Origin of the sequence: Larkinella fluvii, from assembly GCF_051857545.1 — a bacterium.
Taxonomy (GTDB): Bacteria; Bacteroidota; Bacteroidia; order Cytophagales; family Spirosomataceae; genus Larkinella.
Map to the genome: position 1 here is coordinate 281,124 of NZ_JBPZHB010000007.1, position 17,772 is coordinate 298,895.

At 52.4% G+C, this 17,772-nt stretch carries 18 protein-coding genes; 12 read left to right on the forward strand and 6 right to left on the reverse strand.

Annotated features, from left to right (window positions below; all coding sequences use genetic code 11):
- Window positions 1-79: 79 nt before the first annotated feature.
- From ACS5NO_RS20065 to ACS5NO_RS20075, 3 genes are all read left to right on the forward strand, one after another.
- Entirely contained in the window at window positions 80-1,384 is a 1,305-nt protein-coding gene (locus tag ACS5NO_RS20065; protein WP_439416787.1) for a Gfo/Idh/MocA family protein, read from the forward strand.
- 119 nt (window positions 1,385-1,503) lie between these two features.
- The gene (locus ACS5NO_RS20070) at window positions 1,504-2,748 is read left to right on the forward strand and encodes an MFS transporter (RefSeq protein WP_439416788.1); all 1,245 of its coding nucleotides are present in this window, start codon (window positions 1,504-1,506) and stop codon (window positions 2,746-2,748) included.
- Window positions 2,749-2,779: 31 nt separating this feature from the next.
- A complete protein-coding gene (locus ACS5NO_RS20075) occupies window positions 2,780-4,204 on the forward strand; it encodes a hypothetical protein (RefSeq protein ID WP_439416789.1) in 1,425 nt (474 codons plus the stop codon).
- On the opposite strand, the gene ACS5NO_RS20080 is transcribed toward ACS5NO_RS20075, so the two are convergent.
- Window positions 4,201-4,746: an acyl-CoA thioesterase gene (locus ACS5NO_RS20080; RefSeq protein WP_114408879.1), complete on the reverse strand. Its 546-nt coding sequence runs from the start codon at window positions 4,744-4,746 to the stop codon at window positions 4,201-4,203. The genes ACS5NO_RS20075 and ACS5NO_RS20080 overlap by 4 nt on opposite strands.
- A 200-nt stretch (window positions 4,747-4,946) precedes the next feature.
- Here ACS5NO_RS20080 and ACS5NO_RS20085 point away from each other — a divergent pair, with 200 nt between their 5' ends.
- The 5 genes from ACS5NO_RS20085 to ACS5NO_RS20105 all read left to right on the forward strand — a co-directional run bounded on the left by ACS5NO_RS20085 (window position 4,947) and on the right by ACS5NO_RS20105 (window position 7,725).
- Window positions 4,947-5,396: a DUF2147 domain-containing protein gene (locus ACS5NO_RS20085; RefSeq protein ID WP_439416790.1), complete on the forward strand. Its 450-nt coding sequence runs from the start codon at window positions 4,947-4,949 to the stop codon at window positions 5,394-5,396.
- 128 nt (window positions 5,397-5,524) lie between these two features.
- Window positions 5,525-5,710: a CsbD family protein gene (locus ACS5NO_RS20090; RefSeq protein ID WP_114408876.1), complete on the forward strand. Its 186-nt coding sequence runs from the start codon at window positions 5,525-5,527 to the stop codon at window positions 5,708-5,710.
- 359 nt (window positions 5,711-6,069) lie between these two features.
- Window positions 6,070-6,456 (forward strand): hypothetical protein, encoded by a 387-nt coding sequence (locus tag ACS5NO_RS20095; protein WP_439416791.1) that lies wholly within the window; start codon window positions 6,070-6,072, stop codon window positions 6,454-6,456.
- A gap of 35 nt (window positions 6,457-6,491) precedes the next feature.
- Window positions 6,492-6,677: a hypothetical protein gene (locus ACS5NO_RS20100; protein ID WP_439416792.1), complete on the forward strand. Its 186-nt coding sequence runs from the start codon at window positions 6,492-6,494 to the stop codon at window positions 6,675-6,677.
- A 133-nt stretch (window positions 6,678-6,810) separates the two neighbouring features.
- Entirely contained in the window at window positions 6,811-7,725 is a 915-nt protein-coding gene (locus ACS5NO_RS20105; RefSeq protein WP_439416793.1) for an EamA family transporter, read from the forward strand.
- 82 nt (window positions 7,726-7,807) lie between these two features.
- Here ACS5NO_RS20105 and ACS5NO_RS20110 read toward each other — a convergent pair whose 3' ends face one another.
- Window positions 7,808-8,569 (reverse strand): SDR family NAD(P)-dependent oxidoreductase, encoded by a 762-nt coding sequence (locus ACS5NO_RS20110; protein ID WP_439416794.1) that lies wholly within the window; start codon window positions 8,567-8,569, stop codon window positions 7,808-7,810.
- Window positions 8,570-8,758: 189 nt separating this feature from the next.
- On the opposite strand from ACS5NO_RS20110, the gene ACS5NO_RS20115 reads away from it, so the two are divergent.
- The 4 genes from ACS5NO_RS20115 (at window position 8,759) to ACS5NO_RS20130 (ending at window position 13,478) form a co-directional block, all read left to right on the forward strand.
- Entirely contained in the window at window positions 8,759-9,835 is a 1,077-nt protein-coding gene (locus ACS5NO_RS20115; RefSeq protein ID WP_439416795.1) for a sensor histidine kinase, read from the forward strand.
- A gap of 128 nt (window positions 9,836-9,963) precedes the next feature.
- Window positions 9,964-11,031, forward strand: coding sequence for a sensor histidine kinase (locus tag ACS5NO_RS20120; RefSeq protein WP_439416796.1), 1,068 nt, complete (start codon window positions 9,964-9,966; stop codon window positions 11,029-11,031).
- Between the two features lie 168 nt (window positions 11,032-11,199).
- Window positions 11,200-11,742 (forward strand): gluconate 2-dehydrogenase subunit 3 family protein, encoded by a 543-nt coding sequence (locus ACS5NO_RS20125; protein WP_439416797.1) that lies wholly within the window; start codon window positions 11,200-11,202, stop codon window positions 11,740-11,742.
- Window positions 11,743-11,774: 32 nt separating this feature from the next.
- Entirely contained in the window at window positions 11,775-13,478 is a 1,704-nt protein-coding gene (locus ACS5NO_RS20130; protein WP_439416798.1) for a GMC oxidoreductase, read from the forward strand.
- A 118-nt stretch (window positions 13,479-13,596) separates the two neighbouring features.
- Here the strand turns inward: ACS5NO_RS20130 and ACS5NO_RS20135 are convergent, their stop codons facing one another.
- The 4 genes from ACS5NO_RS20135 to ACS5NO_RS20150 form a co-directional block, all read right to left on the reverse strand.
- Window positions 13,597-14,454, reverse strand: coding sequence for a dienelactone hydrolase family protein (locus ACS5NO_RS20135; RefSeq protein ID WP_138991579.1), 858 nt, complete (start codon window positions 14,452-14,454; stop codon window positions 13,597-13,599).
- Between the two features lie 125 nt (window positions 14,455-14,579).
- The gene (locus tag ACS5NO_RS20140; protein ID WP_439416799.1) at window positions 14,580-15,272 is read right to left on the reverse strand and encodes an NUDIX hydrolase; all 693 of its coding nucleotides are present in this window, start codon (window positions 15,270-15,272) and stop codon (window positions 14,580-14,582) included.
- Between the two features lie 122 nt (window positions 15,273-15,394).
- Complete coding sequence (locus ACS5NO_RS20145) at window positions 15,395-17,050, reverse strand: sodium/sugar symporter (protein ID WP_439416800.1); 1,656 nt, start codon at window positions 17,048-17,050, stop codon at window positions 15,395-15,397.
- A 15-nt stretch (window positions 17,051-17,065) separates the two neighbouring features.
- A complete protein-coding gene (locus ACS5NO_RS20150; protein ID WP_439416801.1) occupies window positions 17,066-17,764 on the reverse strand; it encodes an L-ribulose-5-phosphate 4-epimerase in 699 nt (232 codons plus the stop codon).
- Window positions 17,765-17,772: the final 8 nt, after the last annotated feature.

Sequence of the window (17,772 nt, forward strand, 5' to 3'; positions counted from 1 at the left end):
TTTCTCTCTTTCTCTGCTTAACTCCTTTTTACTCCGCTCAACTCTGCGAAATAACTCATTTTCCTAAACCGCTTAAATCATGAAAAACCAATCCGATTCCCGGAGGACTTTCCTCAAAACCGCAGCCACCGGCTCCCTGGCCGTGATGGGGTTGCCTACCCTGATTCCGGCCCACGCCTTTGGTGCCAACGACCGCATCCGCGTGGCCGTCATCGGCGTCAACGGACGCGGAAAAGACCACATTGCCAATTTTTCCAAACTGCCGAACGTCGAGGTCGTCACGCTCTGCGACGTCGATAACGTGGTTTCAGCCCAGCGCGCGGCTGAATTTGAGACTAAGTATGCCCGAAAGGTAAAAACCGAACAGGATTTGCGGAAAGTGTATGACGACAAAAACATCGACGCCGTCAGCATTGCCACACCCAACCACTGGCACGCACTAGCGGCCATTTGGGCGTGTCAGGCCGGAAAAGATGTGTACGTCGAAAAACCGGGTACGCACAACCTGCGCGAAGGCAAAAAACTGGTGGAAGCTGCGGCCAAATACAACCGGATTGTGCAGCACGGGGTGCAATTGCGTAGCTCGACCGCCATTCAGGAAGCCATCAAACACCTCCGTGACGGGTTGATCGGGAAAGTGTACATGGCCCGCGGATTGGTCTACAAATGGCGTCCCGACATTGGCAACCAGGGGCCCAGCGCTGTTCCGGCGGGTTTGAACTGGGATTTGTGGCAGGGACCGGCCAAAGCGCGCGAGTTCTCCAAAAACTACGTTCACTACAACTGGCACTGGTTCTGGGACTACGGCAATGGCGACATTGGCAACCAGGGCATCCACGAAACGGATTTGGCCATGTGGGGGCTGGACGTCGGTTTTCCTGAAGAGGTAACGTCGGCGGGCGGCAAATACCTCTGGAAAGACTGCAAGGAAACGCCGGAATTGCTGACATCCACCTATAATTATCCCTCGCAGGGCAAAGTAATCCAGTTCGAAGTGCGGCCGTGGATGACCAACCGGGAAGACGGCGTGGAAGTAGGCAACCTCTTTTACGGCGACAAAGGCTATATGGTCATCAATGGCTACAACGATTACAAAACGTTTCTGGGCAAAGAACGGACGCCCGGACCGGCGGGTCATGCCGGGGGCGACCACTACCTGAACTTCATCGAAGCGGTTCGGGCGCGGGACAAATCGAAGCTGAACGGCCCGGTCGAAACCGCCCACCTGGCGTCGGGACTGGCTCACATCGGTAACATTGCCTATCGCCTGGGTCGCACCCTGAAATTTGATCCGAAGAAAGAAGAATTCATCGGCGACTCGGAAGCCAATTCGCACCTAAGTCGTCAATACCGCGCACCGTACGCGCTACCGAAGCAAGTATAATTTACGGTTTACGGTATTCGGTTTACGGTTTACGGTGGGCTGTCGCATTTATAAGCACGCGTCAGCCACCGTAAACTGAAAACCGAATACCGTAAACGATAAAACTGAAACCGAAAAAAATGATTGAGCAACCGAAACCCCAACAAAGCCTGAGTAAACAATTGCTTCAAATTCCGGTGCTGGTGGCCGCGCTGGGTTATCTGGTGGACATGTACGACCTGTTTCTATTTAGCGTCGTGCGGGTTCCGAGCCTGAAAGCCATTGGTGTACCTGACGACCGCCTGCTTCCCGACGGCATCATGTTGTTAAACTGGCAAATGGCCGGGATGCTGCTGGGCGGTGTTTTCTGGGGCATTCTGGGCGACAAACGGGGGCGGCTTTCCGTGCTCTTCGGGTCGATTCTGATTTATTCGCTGGCGAACATCGCCAATGGATTTGTCGATAGTCTGCCGATGTATGCCGCGCTGCGGTTTGTGGCCGGGGTCGGTCTGGCCGGCGAGTTGGGTGCTGGTGTCACGCTGGTAACCGAAGTGTTGCCGAAGCAGATTCGCGGGTATGGAACCACGATTGTGGCCACCATGGGCGTTCTGGGAGCCATTATGGCCTATTTCGTGGCCGATTTGTTTGCCTGGCGGATCTCGTATTTTGTGGGGGGCGGTCTCGGTTTGATGCTGCTGGTGCTGCGAATGAACGTGTTTGAATCCAAGATTTTTGAAGTGGTGAAAGAGCGTCAGGTGAAGCGCGGTGATTTGATGATGCTGTTCAACAACCGGGAGCGGTTTCTGAAGTATATTCAGTGCATTCTGGTCGGTTTGCCCATCTGGTTTGTTGTCGGGATTCTGGTGACGTTTTCCCCGGAATTTGGCCAGGCTATGGGATTGACCGAACCGGTCGTAGCCGGGAAAGCCGTCATGTTGACGTTTACCGGTCAGGTTTTTGGCGACATTGCCAGCGGATTGCTGAGTCAGTATTTCAAAAGCCGCAAAAAAGTCATCGGCAGTTTCATCGCCCTTTCGCTGATTTTCGTGCTGATTTATCTGCTGGCGCCCATGAAAGACCTTTCGGTTTTCTACCTCGTTTGTGTTTTCCTGGGCGTTGCCAACGGCTATTGGGCGCTGTTCGTGACCATTGCTGCCGAGCTTTTCGGAACCAACCTGCGGGCTACGGTGGCCACGACGGTTCCCAACTTTGTGCGGGGAGCGGTGATTCCGTTAACGTCGCTGTTTGTTTACGGAAAAGGCCAGGTCGGAACGCTGAATAGTGCACTCGGTGTCGGGTTGTTGACGGCAACGCTGGCGTTCATTGCGCTGTACTTTATGGAGGAAACCTTCAAAAAGGACATGAATTATGTGGAAACTGACTAGAAAACCCGGTTTTTTTTGGACAGGGTTCCTGGTGTGTTCTGCCGCATGGAGTTGGGCGCAAACCTCCGGAACCTTTCGGTTGCATCCGCAGAATCCGCATTATTTTCAATACCGAAACAAGCCCATTTTGATGGTCGGGTCGGGAGAGCATTACGGTTCGGTGATCAACCTCGACTTCGATTACGCCCGGTATTTGCAGGCCACAGCCGCCGATGGCATGAACACCACCCGGCTTTTTACGGGGGCATACATTGAAAAACTGGGCGATTTTGGCATTCAGAAAAACACACTGGCAGCCGCCGAAGGCCGGTTGATTTTGCCGTGGCGACGGAGTAGCGAATCTGGCTACACGCTGGGCGGAAACAAGTTTGACCTCAGCCAGTGGGATGGGGCTTATTTCGATCGGTTGAAGGACTTTATGACCCACGCCCGGCAGCAGGGGGTGATTGTGGAGATCAATCTGTTTTCGGCGCATTATGGCGATGGCTGGAAATACAGTGCGCTGAATCCCAAAAACAATATTAATAAAACCGACAGTCTATCGTCCCGTCTCGTCAATACGCTGGAGAACGGAAATTTGCTGGCGCATCAGGAAAAATATGTCAGGAAAATTGTCCGGGAATTGAATGGTTTCGATAATTTCTACTTTGAGATTCAGAACGAACCTTGGGCCGATCAGACGGACATTGTGCTGAAACGCAACGAATACGGCCCCGAAAAAGACTGGCGTTCAACCCTGCAGGTGGTTTCGCAACGCTCGAACGACTGGCACCGGCAGGTGGCCCGCTGGATTAAAGACGAAGAAAGCCGACTTCCAAACCGGCATCTGATTTCTCAGGATATCAGCAATTTCCATTATCCGATTGCCGACGCCGATCCCAACATTTCGATTTTTACATTTCATTACGCCCTTCCCGAAGCCGTCACGGAAAATTATCATTTGAACCGTGTGATCGGGTTTAATGAAACCGGTTTTGCCGGTCGTGAAGATGCCACGTACCGTCGGCAGGCCTGGCGGTTTTTGATGGCCGGGGGCGGTTTATTCAATCATCTGGATTATTCGTATTCCGTTGGTGCCGAAACCGGTCAGGATACATCGTACAAAGCCCCCGGTGGAGGCAGTCCGGCCTTGCGGTCGCAATTCAAAACAATGAAGAACTTTTTTGAAAAGCTGGATTTTGTGACCTACAAACCCGATCCTGGTCTGGTGGCTTCGGCCCCGGGCGCGCTGACGCAGGTGCTGGGCAACGGAAAAACAGAGTGGGTTCTGTATTACGAACCAATGGCCGTAAAATCGCATGACCTAAACCTGAATTTGAAAAAGGGTTCCTACCGGGCGGAGTGGATGGATGTGGTAACGGGACAGAAACTGAAATCGGAAACCGTTATAAACGGTCGGCTAGCCGTGCCGGATGGCGCGAATGATAAAGTCGTCATCATCCGGAATTACCCCTAATCACCTCCGCTCTCTCCTTCCATTTTTTCCTGCACCAGTTCTTCCTTGATCTGCCGGATTCGGTCGTTGAAATTCAGGTTGTGGAAATCAATGTCGCGCACGCAAATGGCCGCGAGGAACGCCATGACGTCGGGATCGTGGGGGATTCGACGGCCCGTAACAACACTGACGTATTTTGAGGTCATCCACAATACATTCTTCAACTGTCGGCCGGAATCGTCGGTCATGTAATACTCCGTGACAATCGTATCGTCGCTGACGTAGATGATGCGGGATACGATCCTAAGCCATTCATTGACCATGGCCGGACGGACGTAAGCAATCTGGTGCTGATAAACCACCCAACTCGTCTTGTATTCACGAAACAACTGCGCCGGGCTGAAGTTATACTGGGTAGCAACCTGGTCTTCGCGTGCGTTGAAATAGTAGTCGAAATACTTCGCGTTGTTGAGGTGCTGCAACGGATCACAATCCTGAAAACGGACGATGGTGCGCGATTCCGTTTCGTGCGGGTAAGTTCTGGTTGGATCAAGTTTGATCATAGCGTGGTGGTCACTGATGGACTTTTTGGCAGGTTTGGATGCAAAATCCAGCCGGAACGCCGAGGCAACCGCCGGATTCTGTCCTGCAAAAATCAGTGTAATTCCGCAAACCAGCGTAATCCGGCAACACACATTTTTAATTATTTTTACGTTTTAATCAGTACACAGGTCAACGTTTCCATCAACATCTTAAAAATCGAATGAAGTCGTTTTCTTTTCTCGTTCCCCTTCTCCTGCTCGCCCACTCGCTAACCGCATTTACGCCCCAGTTTCATCCGGATGCGGTGGTAGGCACCTGGCTCAACGGCACCAAACAGGGGCAGATCCAGATTTACAAAAAAGGCAATCAGTACTACGGGAAACTGGTGTGGCTGCGTGAACCCAACAATCCCTCGACCGGAAAGCCCAAAACCGACCTAAAAAACAGCCAGGCAACGCTGCGTTCCCGGCCACTCATGGGGCTGGATGTGATGCAGGGCTTTGTACACGATGGCGGCAAGGTCTGGGAAGATGGTCATATCTACAACCCCGAAGACGGAAAAGAGTACAGTTGCAAAATGACATTAAAAAACCCCAATACGCTCGATGTACGGGGATATGTCGGAATCTCTTTGCTGGGCAAAACCCAGACCTGGACCCGCGTAAACTAACGATGCCGGTGATGGTGCGGTTTTTTTTTGCGCCAAAACCTCAAACATTTCCCGCCTGTCGCCGGTTTATACCCTATGATTCGCAAGAATCATTTACTAGATCACTCACGTTATAACGATTATCAATCATGAACGAGACAACCCTTAAAGGCGGATGGAATGAGTTGAAAGGCAAGATCAAACAAGCCTACGGCGATTTGACCGACGACGATCTGACGTATGCAGAAGGCAAGGAAGACGAAATGTGGGGCAAACTCCAGCAAAAAACCGGGAAGACAAAAGACGAAATCCGGAAGGCTGCTGCCGACCTGTAATTCATAAGCATATCCGAATTGAAAACGCCGGAAGCCACAAGCTTCCGGCGTTTTCGGTGGAAGGGCATTATATTCTTTGGCTGAACGGTTTTCCGAAGGAAGCGAACCGGTAAAAACGATGGTCAATGTATGGTAGACCGAACGAAATACCGTGTTTGCCTTTTGGGCGGGGCGTCCTAATTTCCAGACACTGAGTACACTCCTTCCGGATGACGGGCCGACCCCGGAATTTTATTTAAAAAGGCCACTGAAATGCGTGTTACTTTTTGGAGGATGTGACATCTAAATGGGTGACGAAGCGGCACAAAGGAATTCCCGCTGCTTCGCTACCTGTTACCAACCAAAACTCCGTTCACTGAATGAGTACTTATCAAAGCCCTAATCCACTGCTTCATTTTAACAACCTGCTGCCCGAATGGGGTCAGGCGGCTGACGAAATCTACCACAATTATCACTTTCTAAACCACGCACTCAGCCAAACCGACCGCCTGCTCATCCCGGAAGAAGCATTGACCAAACTAGCAGGGTTAAAAGCGACTCTGGTCATGACCCTGGCCCGACTGATTCAGGATTTACCGCCTTCCACGCACCGCATTTCCAATGAACCCGTTGATTCCATAAGCCGATTTAACGCACACATCAATACATTAAAAACCGTTAATTTACAGACAGATCACACGTTCGATGATTTGCTACAACAACATCCTTCGTTAAAGAACTGGTTTGAGTCAGCCGTAAACGATTAAAACTCCCCTATTTCTCTCTTTAAATCCAGGAAATGATGAACGATACCGTCTACGTAACTGAATTGCTCCGGCGTTTGAAAACCACTGACGATCCAACCCTCTTCGACGCCATGTTTACCCTATACATATACCGGTACCGCCAGGTCCTCAGCAACAGCGTCCAGTTTACCGTTGTTGAAAAAGTCCCTTTATCGCTGTGTACGACCGAAAACGACAACTAAACCATTCGTTACGCCCATTTTCATTCTGACTATTATTAAAACTAATCACTTCCATTAAAAAAATTTGCGGTTCATCTCTGGAAATATTTCTATTTCTTTGGTGTTGTAAAAATAACCAAGAGAAAAGTGAGTGATGAATCCGGTTTACGTTAATAAAGTACAGCCTCCGCGTCTGACGCTTTGGATGGCCCTGATCTCCGTGTATGTTTTATGGGGGTCGACCTACCTTTTTGTTCATTTCATGACCGAGAAGATGCCGCCCCTGTATATGGCATCTTTGCGGCTCAGTACGGCAGGGCTGATTTTATTTCTGTACGCCCGGCTTACCGGCACCCCCGTTCCGGCTCCAAAGCAATGGCTGTCGGCGGGAATTATTGGGGTCTTGCTGCTCACGATTGCCAACGGCAGCATGTCGGTTGCGCTGCAATACGTGCCGTCGAGCATTGCCGCGCTGCTGGCCGCGCTGGTTCCGCTTTTCATTATTCTGTTTAACTGGGTGGGGTTCGGCCACATCCGGCCCACCAACTTATCGCTGGCGGGTCTGGTGCTCGGGCTGATGGGGGTTTCGCTACTGGTTCAGCCCTCCGGTTCCGGAATGGCGTCGACGGGTAATACCTGGATAGGCGTTGCCCTGATCATGGTGGCGAACGTTTCGTGGGCAGTCGGCACGCTGCTTTCTTCCCGGCTTTCGCTTCCTTCCCAACTGATTTCCAGTGCCATCCAGATGCTGGTGGGCGGTCTGGTGCTGTTTCTGTGTAGCATGATTACGGAGAACGTTACGCTGACGAGCATTGAGTATGCGCCGGTAAAAGCCATTGGATCACTGGTTTACCTCATCATTTTTGGCTCCATCATCGGTTTTTCATCCTTTGCGTGGCTGGCCCGGAACGCCCCTCCGCAATTGGTTTCGACCTATGCCTACGTCAATCCGGTGGTGGCCATGCTGCTGGGTTGGGCCTTCGCCGGCGAAACCCTGAACGCGTATTCCATCCTGGCCGCCCTGGTAATTTTATCGGGTGTGGTGTTGATTACCCTGGGCCGGAAATAAATGATCGCTCGCCCTACCCCCCTGAAGGGGGCTTAAAAATCGGCGGATTTAAGCCCCTTTCAGGGGGTTGGGAGCAAAGCGATCATTCAACCGGTGGCGGACTCACCGCCGTCCAGCCGCCATCGACCACCAGGCTCTGGCCCGTGATGTGACGCGATTGCGGTGAAACCAGGAACAGAGCGGCATTGGCAATATCGTCGACGGTGGCGGGTCGGCCCATCGGCGTAATCCGCGACCAGATCGGCACATAGGTCGGGTCATCGAGCGTTCGCTCAGTTTGGGTCGCGCCCGGTGCCACGGCATTGATGTTGATTCCGCAGGGCGACAGATCCAGCACGAGGTTTTTGGCCAGCATCTCCAGCGCGGCTTTGGTCATGCTGTAGGCGGCCAGCCCCGGATGCGCCTGATGGCCCGTAACGGACGACATCAGCAAAATACTGCCTCCTTCGTTCTGGCTCCGCATCTGACGGGCAGCCCTTTGGGTTAGGAAAAAACTGCCCCGCAGGTTCAGATCGACCACTTTTTGAAAGGCTTCGGGCTGGTAATCGAAGAAATCACCAAAGATGGTAATGCCGGCATTGGCAACGACGATGGTCAGTTTGCCGAATTCAGCAACCGCTTGATCGACCATGCCCTGAATGAAGGCGACGTCGGAAGCATCGCCGGGATAGGCCAAACAGCGGCCGCCTTCCTGCTGAATGCGGTCGGCTGCCTGTTGAGCCGCTACCTCATCGAGGTCGTTAAGTAAAACGGAGGCACCCTGGCGGGCAAGCTGGCGGGCAATGGCAAAACCGATGCCGATGCCTGCGCCCGTTACGATGGCAGTCTGGGTTTGGAAAGTCATGGGGAAAATGCTAATGGCAAAAAAGGTTGCCGCAAAGATGCCCCAAATTTGAAAAAAAAAGTCAACGTTCCATTCGAATCTGATCAAATCAGAAATCCGTTCGCTTTTTCTCCGAATTGAAGCGTCCTGTAAAAAACCGTACCTTTAAGCGAAAATCAGCAAAAACGGTAGCCCCGACGGCTTTTTCGAATGATTCAAAGGTCTTCCCGCCGATTGACACCTTTTTTCTCCCGCTGGGAGCTTTGGTACCACATCCTGATGATGCCGGTGTTGTTTCCTGTCGGCAATTATTATTTCGTTGGCCCCCGCTATTTCAGCGATGTACGGATCTTTTTGTTGGGAACTTCGGTGGTTTTCGGGCTCTACTGGTTTTCGGTCATCACCCTCACGCTGGCCGTTCGCGGAGTCATTCGCCGGTATCCCGACGTACTCCGGGCCACGCACCGAACCCTGGTGATGCTGGCGGTTGTGGGCCTGATCACCGTCGGATTGGCGGTTTTGGATGTGTTCATCTACAGCCTCTTCCCCCTCCTGAATGTCTCGTTTACGTGGGATGCCATCCGCCCCATTCTAGTTTTGGGGCTCATTTTCGATCTCTGCTTCTGTGTGGCACTGAATGTTTTTTACACCTACAACCAGTGGCACCGCGACCAGACCGAAAACGAGCTGCTTCGGCAGGCCACCCTTCAACACCAGCTCGACTCGCTGAAGATGAAAATCAATCCGCATTTTCTCTTCAATAGCCTTACCTCGCTGTCGTCGCTGATTGGGGAAGACCAGAAACAGGCTGAGCAATTTGTCGACCAACTCTCGAAGGTGTACCGGTATTTGCTTCAGGCCAACACCCACGAACTGGTCAGTTTACAAACCGAACTGGACTTTGTGGGACACTATTCGGCCCTATTGCAAACCCGCTACGGCCCTGCCCTGGGCATCGCTCTGCCGACCGATCCGACTTTACCCGACACCCAGCTTCCTCCGCTGACACTCCAGCTTTTGATCGACAACGCAATTAAACACAACGTCATGAGCGTCACGAAACCGCTGAAGATCCACATCGAAATGGCCCCAAATGGACGGCTGCTGGTTCGGAATACGCTCCAGCGAAAATCGGTTAAAATGGATCTTTCGCAGGCCAGGCTGGCTACCCTGATGGCTAAATACCGGCAATTGGGTCTGGAAGAGATCCGGGTAGAAGAAACCGGAACGCATTTTGAAGTATCGCTGCCTCTCCTGCGTTTTACGCCCCCCCACAACGCTCCCTGATGTCTACAAAATCCTTCGCAATTCATCCCGTTTTTTTCGCAATTCAGACAGCCAATCAACCAATTTACGCACTATCTTCGGGTTCCGTTCATTCAAAATCAGTAGATTAAGATGAACACGGTCGGTTTATGAAGTCATTTATTTTCAGCTTGTTTCGTCATTTTCCGCGTCTTCGGAAACAGAGCCAGTGGCACTTTTTGCTGCTGTTTCCGTGGTTCATCCCGCTTATTTCCTACTGGGTGGTAGGTGATCGCTATCTCGCTCACCTGGGGACTTTTCTATCGGCCACCCTCCTGAACCTGACCATTGGCAGCCTCTGTTTGTTCACCCTCGACCAGTTGACCCAGTGGGTGATTCAGCGGTATCCGAACCTGGGCGAGACCTGGCAGCGGGTCTGGCGTTTGCTGCTGGTGTTTGTGCTCGTAACACCCTGCTTCGTTCTGGGGGGTATTTTCATTTATGAAACGTTTCACTTGTTTGGGTATCACCACAATCCGGCGGCCACCGGACAGATCCTGCTGCTCAATCTGGTGGCCAATCTGGTGTCGGTCGGTATCGATGAAAGCGTTTATTCACTGAATAAATGGCGCGAGAATACGCTGGAAAAGGAGCAGTTGAAGAAGATCAATCTGCAAAGTCAGTACGAGAGCCTGAAAAGTCAGGTCAATCCGCACTTTTTGTTCAACAGCCTCAATTCGCTGTCGTCGCTGATTGCCGACGAACCTGACCGGGCCGAGGAGTTTGTCGATGAAATGTCGAAGGTGTACCGGTATCTGCTCCAGACAAACGAAGGTGAACTGACTACCCTGGAAACCGAAATGACCTTCATCCAGTCGTATTTTCATTTGCTTAAAACCCGCTATGGTGCCGGTATTCGCCTGGAAATAGTGATTGCCGAGCCATTTCTCGCATACCAGCTTCCTCCATTGACGTTACAGATGCTGGTTGAAAACGCCGTCAAACACAACGTGATCCACGCCAGCAAACCGCTGTTGATCGAGATCAAAACCACGCAGGTCGGTCGACTGGTGGTCCGGAACAACCTCCAGCGGAAAACCGGGCGGGTGGCTTCCAACCAGGTGGGGCTTTCCAACATTTTAGCCAAATACCGCCTACTGGCCCAAAGCGACCCGATTGTCACCTCCGACAGTTCCTATTTTACCGTAGCGCTGCCGCTGATGGCTCCGCAGTCCTGACATCGGCAACTGCCCCAATATGGCCTGACGGCTCCGTAAAACGGATTCCCCGTCCGTTTTACCCCTTCTTTTGAACCCCGGTGAGTAAACCGGAAGCATTCCCCGCTTTCCCCCCATAGTAGCTCCAATCTTGCTTTTTACCAACTCTCTATTAAATTGATCCAAGTAATGTCTACTCCTTTCATGCCTCGCCGGGAGGCTTTGCAACGACTGGCTCTACTGGTAGGGGCCACCTTATCACTTCCGGTTCAGGCCGCCCTCCGGGGCGAACCCACCGCCGGGGTTCCCCTGATCTTTTCGGATGCCCAGCAAAAACTCGTGGCCGATCTGGCAGACATCATCCTTCCAACCACGGATACACCCGGCGCGAAAGCCGCGGGAGTTCATCAGTTCATTGGACATGTCATCGGCCATTGTACGGCTCCAGCCCAGCAGGATTTGTTTCTACATGGACTCCAACAAACCGACGCCCTGAGTCTTACGGCTTTCCAAAAACCGTTTTCACAACTCGGCAGCCCGGAACGAACGGAGATTGTCAAACAGCTAACCCAGCGCGAAAAGCCCTTTTTCCTCATCCTTCGCGAGCTCACCATCGTCGGCTACTTTACCTCGGAAACCGGAGCAACCAAAACCCTGGCCTACCTCCCTGTACCGGGCCGGTTCCAGGGCGACGTCCCTTTGAAACCGGGTCAGAAGGTTTGGGCCTTGTAAACGAACAAATTGCTGCCTATCAGTAAACTACTATGAATCTCAACATCGATGCAATAAAAGCACAAACCTACGACGCCATTGTGATTGGGTCGGGCGTCAGTGGTGGCTGGGCCGCCAAGGAATTGACAGAGAAAGGATTGCGGGTCCTGATGCTGGAGCGGGGACGTCCGCTCGAACACGTTACGGGCTATACCGAAGCCCTGAAAGCACCCTGGGAAATGCCGGAAGCAACCCGGCTGGGCGATCTGGCTCAGAAATATCCGCAGGCCCCGCCGGATGCCGCGAAAGCCGTTCCGACCTACTGGATGCCCGGCGCCGACGCATCCTACCGGCAGGAAAAACCGTTTCGCTGGTTGCGCCCGGACATCGTGGGCGGCAAATCCATTATGTGGGGGCGGCAGTCGTACCGGTTCAGTGACATTGACTTTGAAGCCAATGCCAAAGAAGGCATCGGCGTCGACTGGCCAATCCGCTACAAAGACATCGCTCCCTGGTATTCCTACGTGGAGAAATTTGCCGGGATCTCGGGCGAAAAACTGGGATTACCCCAACTTCCCGACAGTGAGTTCATCGCTCCGATGGATATGTTTCTGGTCGAAAAAGAGGTTCGGAAAAGCATCGAGAAAAACTATCCGGGCCGGGTGATGACCATCGGACGGACCGCCAATTTGTCGGAAGCCCAAAAAGTCCACGTCGACAATGGCCGGTCGCCCTGTCAATACCGAAACCAGTGCATTCGGGGGTGTCCGTATGGCGCTTATTTCAGCACCCAATCCTGCACACTCCCCCCCGCCGTCAAAACGGGCCGACTCACCCTCCGCCCCAATTCGGTGGTGACGGAGGTGATCTACGATGCCCAAAAACAACGGGCCTCAGGCGTTCGGGTAAAAGACGCGCAGACGCTGGAAAGCCAGGAGTATTTTGCGAAAATTATCTTTGTATGTGCCAGCGCCATGGCCTCCACGGCCCTGCTCATGAACTCGGTTTCTGACCGGTTTCCGAACGGCCTGGGCAATGATTCAGGGCAACTGGGCCACAATCTAATGGACCACCACTTCCTGATCGGGGCCAATGGGCAGTGGGAAGGCGGACAGGATCGGTATTATTACGGACGACGGGCCAACGGCATTTACATTCCCCGCTACCGCAACATCGGGTCAGACAAGCGCGACTACCTGCGCGGTTTTGGATACCAGGGCGGTGGGGGTCGGCAGGGCTGGCAGCATCAGGTGGCCGAACTGGCTTTCGGGGCATCGTTGAAGGAAGAACTCACTAAACCGGGGCTTTGGAACATGGGCCTGATCGGGTTTGGCGAGCAACTGCCCGAATACAAAAACCGAATGTATCTGGATAAAAGCAAACTGGATCAATGGGGAATGCCGATGCTGGTCTTTGATGCGGAAATTGGCGAAAATGAAAAGAAAATGCGGGTCGATATGCTCAACGATGCGCAGGAAATGCTCGAAAAAGCCGGGTTGATCAATGTAAAAACCTACGACCGGGGTTCGGTCATCGGCCAGGCCGTCCATGAAATGGGAACCGCCCGCATGGGCCGGGACCCCAAAACCTCGGTGCTCAATGGCAATAACCAGATTCACGCGGTCAAAAACGTCTTCGTTACCGACGGGGCCTGCATGACCTCATCGGCCTGCGTCAATCCGTCGCTGACCTACATGGCGCTTTCGGCCCGCGCAGCGAACTTTGCCGTTCAGGAATTGAAGGCGATGCGGATTTGAAGGGATTATTTAAAAAATTATAAATGTAAAATGGTGAACGCTCAATGTAAAAGTAAATAGCACAAGGCTACATACTTTTACATTGAGCGTTCATCATTTTACATTTATAATTCATATTTTAACCCAGTTTCTCCTTAAAAAGCGCAATGGTGCGCCCCCAGGCGAGTTTGGCAGCCGCTTCGTTATAGCGCGGCCCGGCGGTATCGTTGTGAAAGGCGTGTTGTGCCCCTTCGTAGACATACAACTGATACGGCACATTCGCTTTCTTCAGGGCTTCCTCGTAGGCCGGAATGCCCGCATTTACCCGTTCATCCATCCCGCCATAATGCAATTGAACCGTCGCTTTGATTTTCGGAACATCAGCGACGTCGGGCTGGCGACCGTAGAAAGGAACAGCGGCTTTCAGATCGGGGTAATTAACCGCCAACTGGTTTGACATGGCCCCACCCCAGCAAAAACCGACACAACCGAGTTTGCCATTGCTGTCGGGGCGGCTTTTCAGGTAATCCAGGCCTTTCAGGAAGTTCTGCTTCGTTTTTTCCGCATCCAGTTTCCCAAACAACTCCCGCATCTGCGTTTCGTCGGTGGGCGTTCCTCCGGCGGCTGAGAGCGCATCGGGGGCCATGGCTAGAAAACCGGCTAGCGCGAGTCGACGGGTGACGTCCTCAATGTGCGGATTCAGACCCCGGTTTTCGTGAATGACGACCACCGAGCCGTATTTCCCATTCGCTTTCGGACGGGCCAGATAGCCTTTCATGGTGGTGTCGGAACCCGGATAGGTGACGCGTTCGGTGATGATCCGGTCGTCCTGACCCGCCACGGTTTGCGCCTGGGCATAATTGACTTCCAGGGTCGATAAAACCGCCAGAGCTGCGGTCATACCGCCGGTCAGTTTGGCCAATCGTGACAGAAAAACATCCCGCTTCAGCGGTACGTGGGTGTATTCGTCAAATAGGTTGATAATGCGCTGATCCATGGGTCAAAGGTTTAGCAGGAAAGATACAAAATAGTTTACGGTTTTCAGTTTACGGTTTACGGTGGCCAATCTATTGAGATGAACGCGTCAGCCACCGTAAACGGAAAACCGTAAACCGTAAACGCTTACTTCAAGTCAAAACTACTGCCTTCTTGCACCAGCTTCTGGTACAGATCCTGATCGAATTGGTAATAAAATGCGCCTTTTCGGGAAGAAGCTTTATCTTTTTCGTTCAGTCTCACCAGCCACTCCATCGAATTGAGTCGTTTGCTGAAGTTCCGATGATCGAGCGGCTGGTTGTTGATGGCTTCGTAGAGACTGCGCAACTGGGGAATGGTAAATTTTTCAGGAAGCAACTCAAAGCCAATCGGTTGGGTGCGTGCCCGACGCCGAAGCCGGGCCAGGGCTTTCTCTACCATGTCGTTGTGATCGAAAATCAAATCCGGTCGTTGAGAAACCGGGAACCACCTGGCATTGTGGGAATCGGCGAGGTCTTTGTTATACTGGTCGGTGCGAATCAGGGCGTAATAGGCTATCGAGAGGGTACGGGCCACCGGGTCGCGCCGGACTTCGCCGTAGGCATACAGTTGCTCCATGTAAACGCCGGTCAAACCCGTCAGGGTTTCCAGAATCCGTTCGGCGCCTTCGTCGATGCTTTCGTCATTTTTCAAAAAACCGCCCATCAGCGACCAGTTGCCCTGTTCGGGTTCAAATCCTCGCTTGATCAGCAACAGTTGCAGTTCCTGCTGATCGAATCCAAAAATAATGCAATCCAGGGCCACAAAGTGTTTTTCGTGCTGGTCGTATACGATCTCCATATTCTGTACCTCCATCGAACAGCCCACTTGGCTGAGTCCGTGTATTTTTAATTAACTCCCTGCAAGATTAACTAAAACACGGACTAAAGCGGCATCGAACACCCGACCATGGGTACGTAATTTCAATAAAATATCGAAAATACCACGATCACCAGTCCGGTAATAACCGCAGCACCAATCAAAAAGGATCTTGAAACCCGGAACCAACTGGCTTCCACGGCAAAGGCTTTCGGCGAATCGTTGCCTTTCGATTCGACCAGACTGATCACGACCTGCAAGGCGACACACGCCCAGAAAACCAGCCCCATCCGGTTCAGGAATGGAATGTCGGTTGCATTGAATTTCAGGTAAGCCGACAGCGGAATGCTCAGCAAGGCAGCCGCCAGCGCCCCGTTGGAGGTGGCTTTTTTCCAGAAAAAACCGAGCAGAAAAATAGCCAGAATCCCCGGCGAAATGAAACCGGTGTACTCCTGGATGTATTCGAAACCCTGCCCGAAATTCTTCAGAAACGGACTGATTACCAAGGCAATAAGGAACGAAACAACGATGGCAATGCGCCCCCGCCAAACGGTTTGTCTCTCAGACAGGTTGGTGTTGAAAAACTTACGGTGAATATCGAGCATGTAAATCGTCGCGATGCTGTTGGCTTTCCCGGCCAATGACGCGACAATGGCTGCCGTCAAAGCTGCAAACGCCAGCCCTTTCAGACCCACCGGCAACAGATTGAGTAAAACCGGGTAGGAATTATCCGGCTTCACAATACCGCCTTCGGTAATGCCCCGAACAATCGCCGGTTCGGCGTTTTCCTGAAACAATACATAAGCGGCCAAACCGGGCAGTACCACAATCAGGGGCATCAGGATTTTAAGAAACGAAGCAAACAGCAGGCCGTTACGGGCCGTGTTGAGATCGGCTCCCAAAGCGCGTTGCGTAATGTATTGATTACAACCAAAGTAATTAAAATTGACGATCCATTGTCCGCCAATCACAAACATCATCAATCCGGGCAGTTGGGTGTAGGCATCGGTAAAACCGCCTTTCCCGTCATGAACCTGGTACTGTCCCTTGCTGAAAATCATGTGCAGATGATGATCGGCTTTTTCGCGAATCAGGCCCAGTCCTTCAAAAATACCCGCGCCGGTTCCAACCCGGTCAGACAGCAGATCGAGGGCCAAATAGGTGGTGGCCAAACCGCCCACAACCAGACAAACGACCTGAATGACGTCCGTATAGCCAATCACTTTCATGCCGCCCAGCGTGATGAAAACCGCAAAAACCGTCAGAAAAACGGCGCAGGTCATGAACCCGAAACCGGTCATTTTTTCCAGACTCAAAGCCCCCAGGTAAATGATGGACGTCAGGTTGACGAGGATGTACAGAAGCAGCCAGAAAACCGCCATGATCGTTGCCAGCCGCCCGTCGTAGCGTTTTTGCAGAAACTGCGGCATGGTGTAAATCTTGTTTTTGATGTACATCGGCAGAAAATACACCGCAATGATGATGAGCGAAAAACCGCCGACCAGCTCATACACCGAAATCGCCAGACCGAGTTGAAACGCCTGCCCACTCATGCCGATAAACTGTTCCGCCGAGATGTTGGAAGCAATAATCGACGCGCCGATGGCCCACCAGGTCAGGGAGCCTTCGGCCAGAAAGAAGTCCTTGGAGTCGGCGGTTTGCTTGCCTTTGTGGGTGTATACCCAGTAGCCGTACACCGCGACGATGACGAAGTAGATGAGAAAAATGAAATAGTCAACCGATTCGAGTCCGAGGGTCATGATTGCGGTCTGGGTTTACTGTCCGTAATAGGCGTCTTTGCCGTGTTTCCGGAAATAGTGTTTGTCAATCAGGCTTTGCTTGATGCGGGGCGTATCGGGGTTAATGGTCAGCGTGAGGTAGGCCATTTTGGCAAGTTCTTCCAGAACCGTCGCGTTGTAAACGGCTTTCGCCGGATTTTTTCCCCAGGCAAACGGCCCATGACAGGCGACCAGCACCATCTCGACTTCGCTGGCCGAGAGGTTTTGTTCCCGAAAAACATTCAGGATTTGGTTGCCGGTTTCGTGTTCGTAATCGCCCTGAATCATCGCGTCGGACATCACCTCCGTCACTGGAATGGAAGCCACCAGATGGTCGGCGTGGGTGGTGCCCAGGTTCGGAATTTCGCGCATGGCCTGCGCCCAGGCGACCGCATACGCCGAATGCGTGTGGCAAATACCGCCGATGGTTTCGAAATGGCGATAGAGCAAGGTGTGTGTTTTGGTATCGGACGAGGGCCGCATTTTTCCTTCCACCAACTGGTTGTCCAGATCCACGATAACAATGTCATCAGGCGTCAGTTCGTCGTACGGAATACCGCTCGGTTTGATGCCAATGACGCCCGCAGACCGGTCAATTCCGCTGACATTGCCGAAGGTGTAAATCGCCAGTTTCTGCTGCGGAATTTCCATATTGGCTTCGTAAACCGCTTCTTTCAGGGATTGGTATAAGCTCATAGCACATC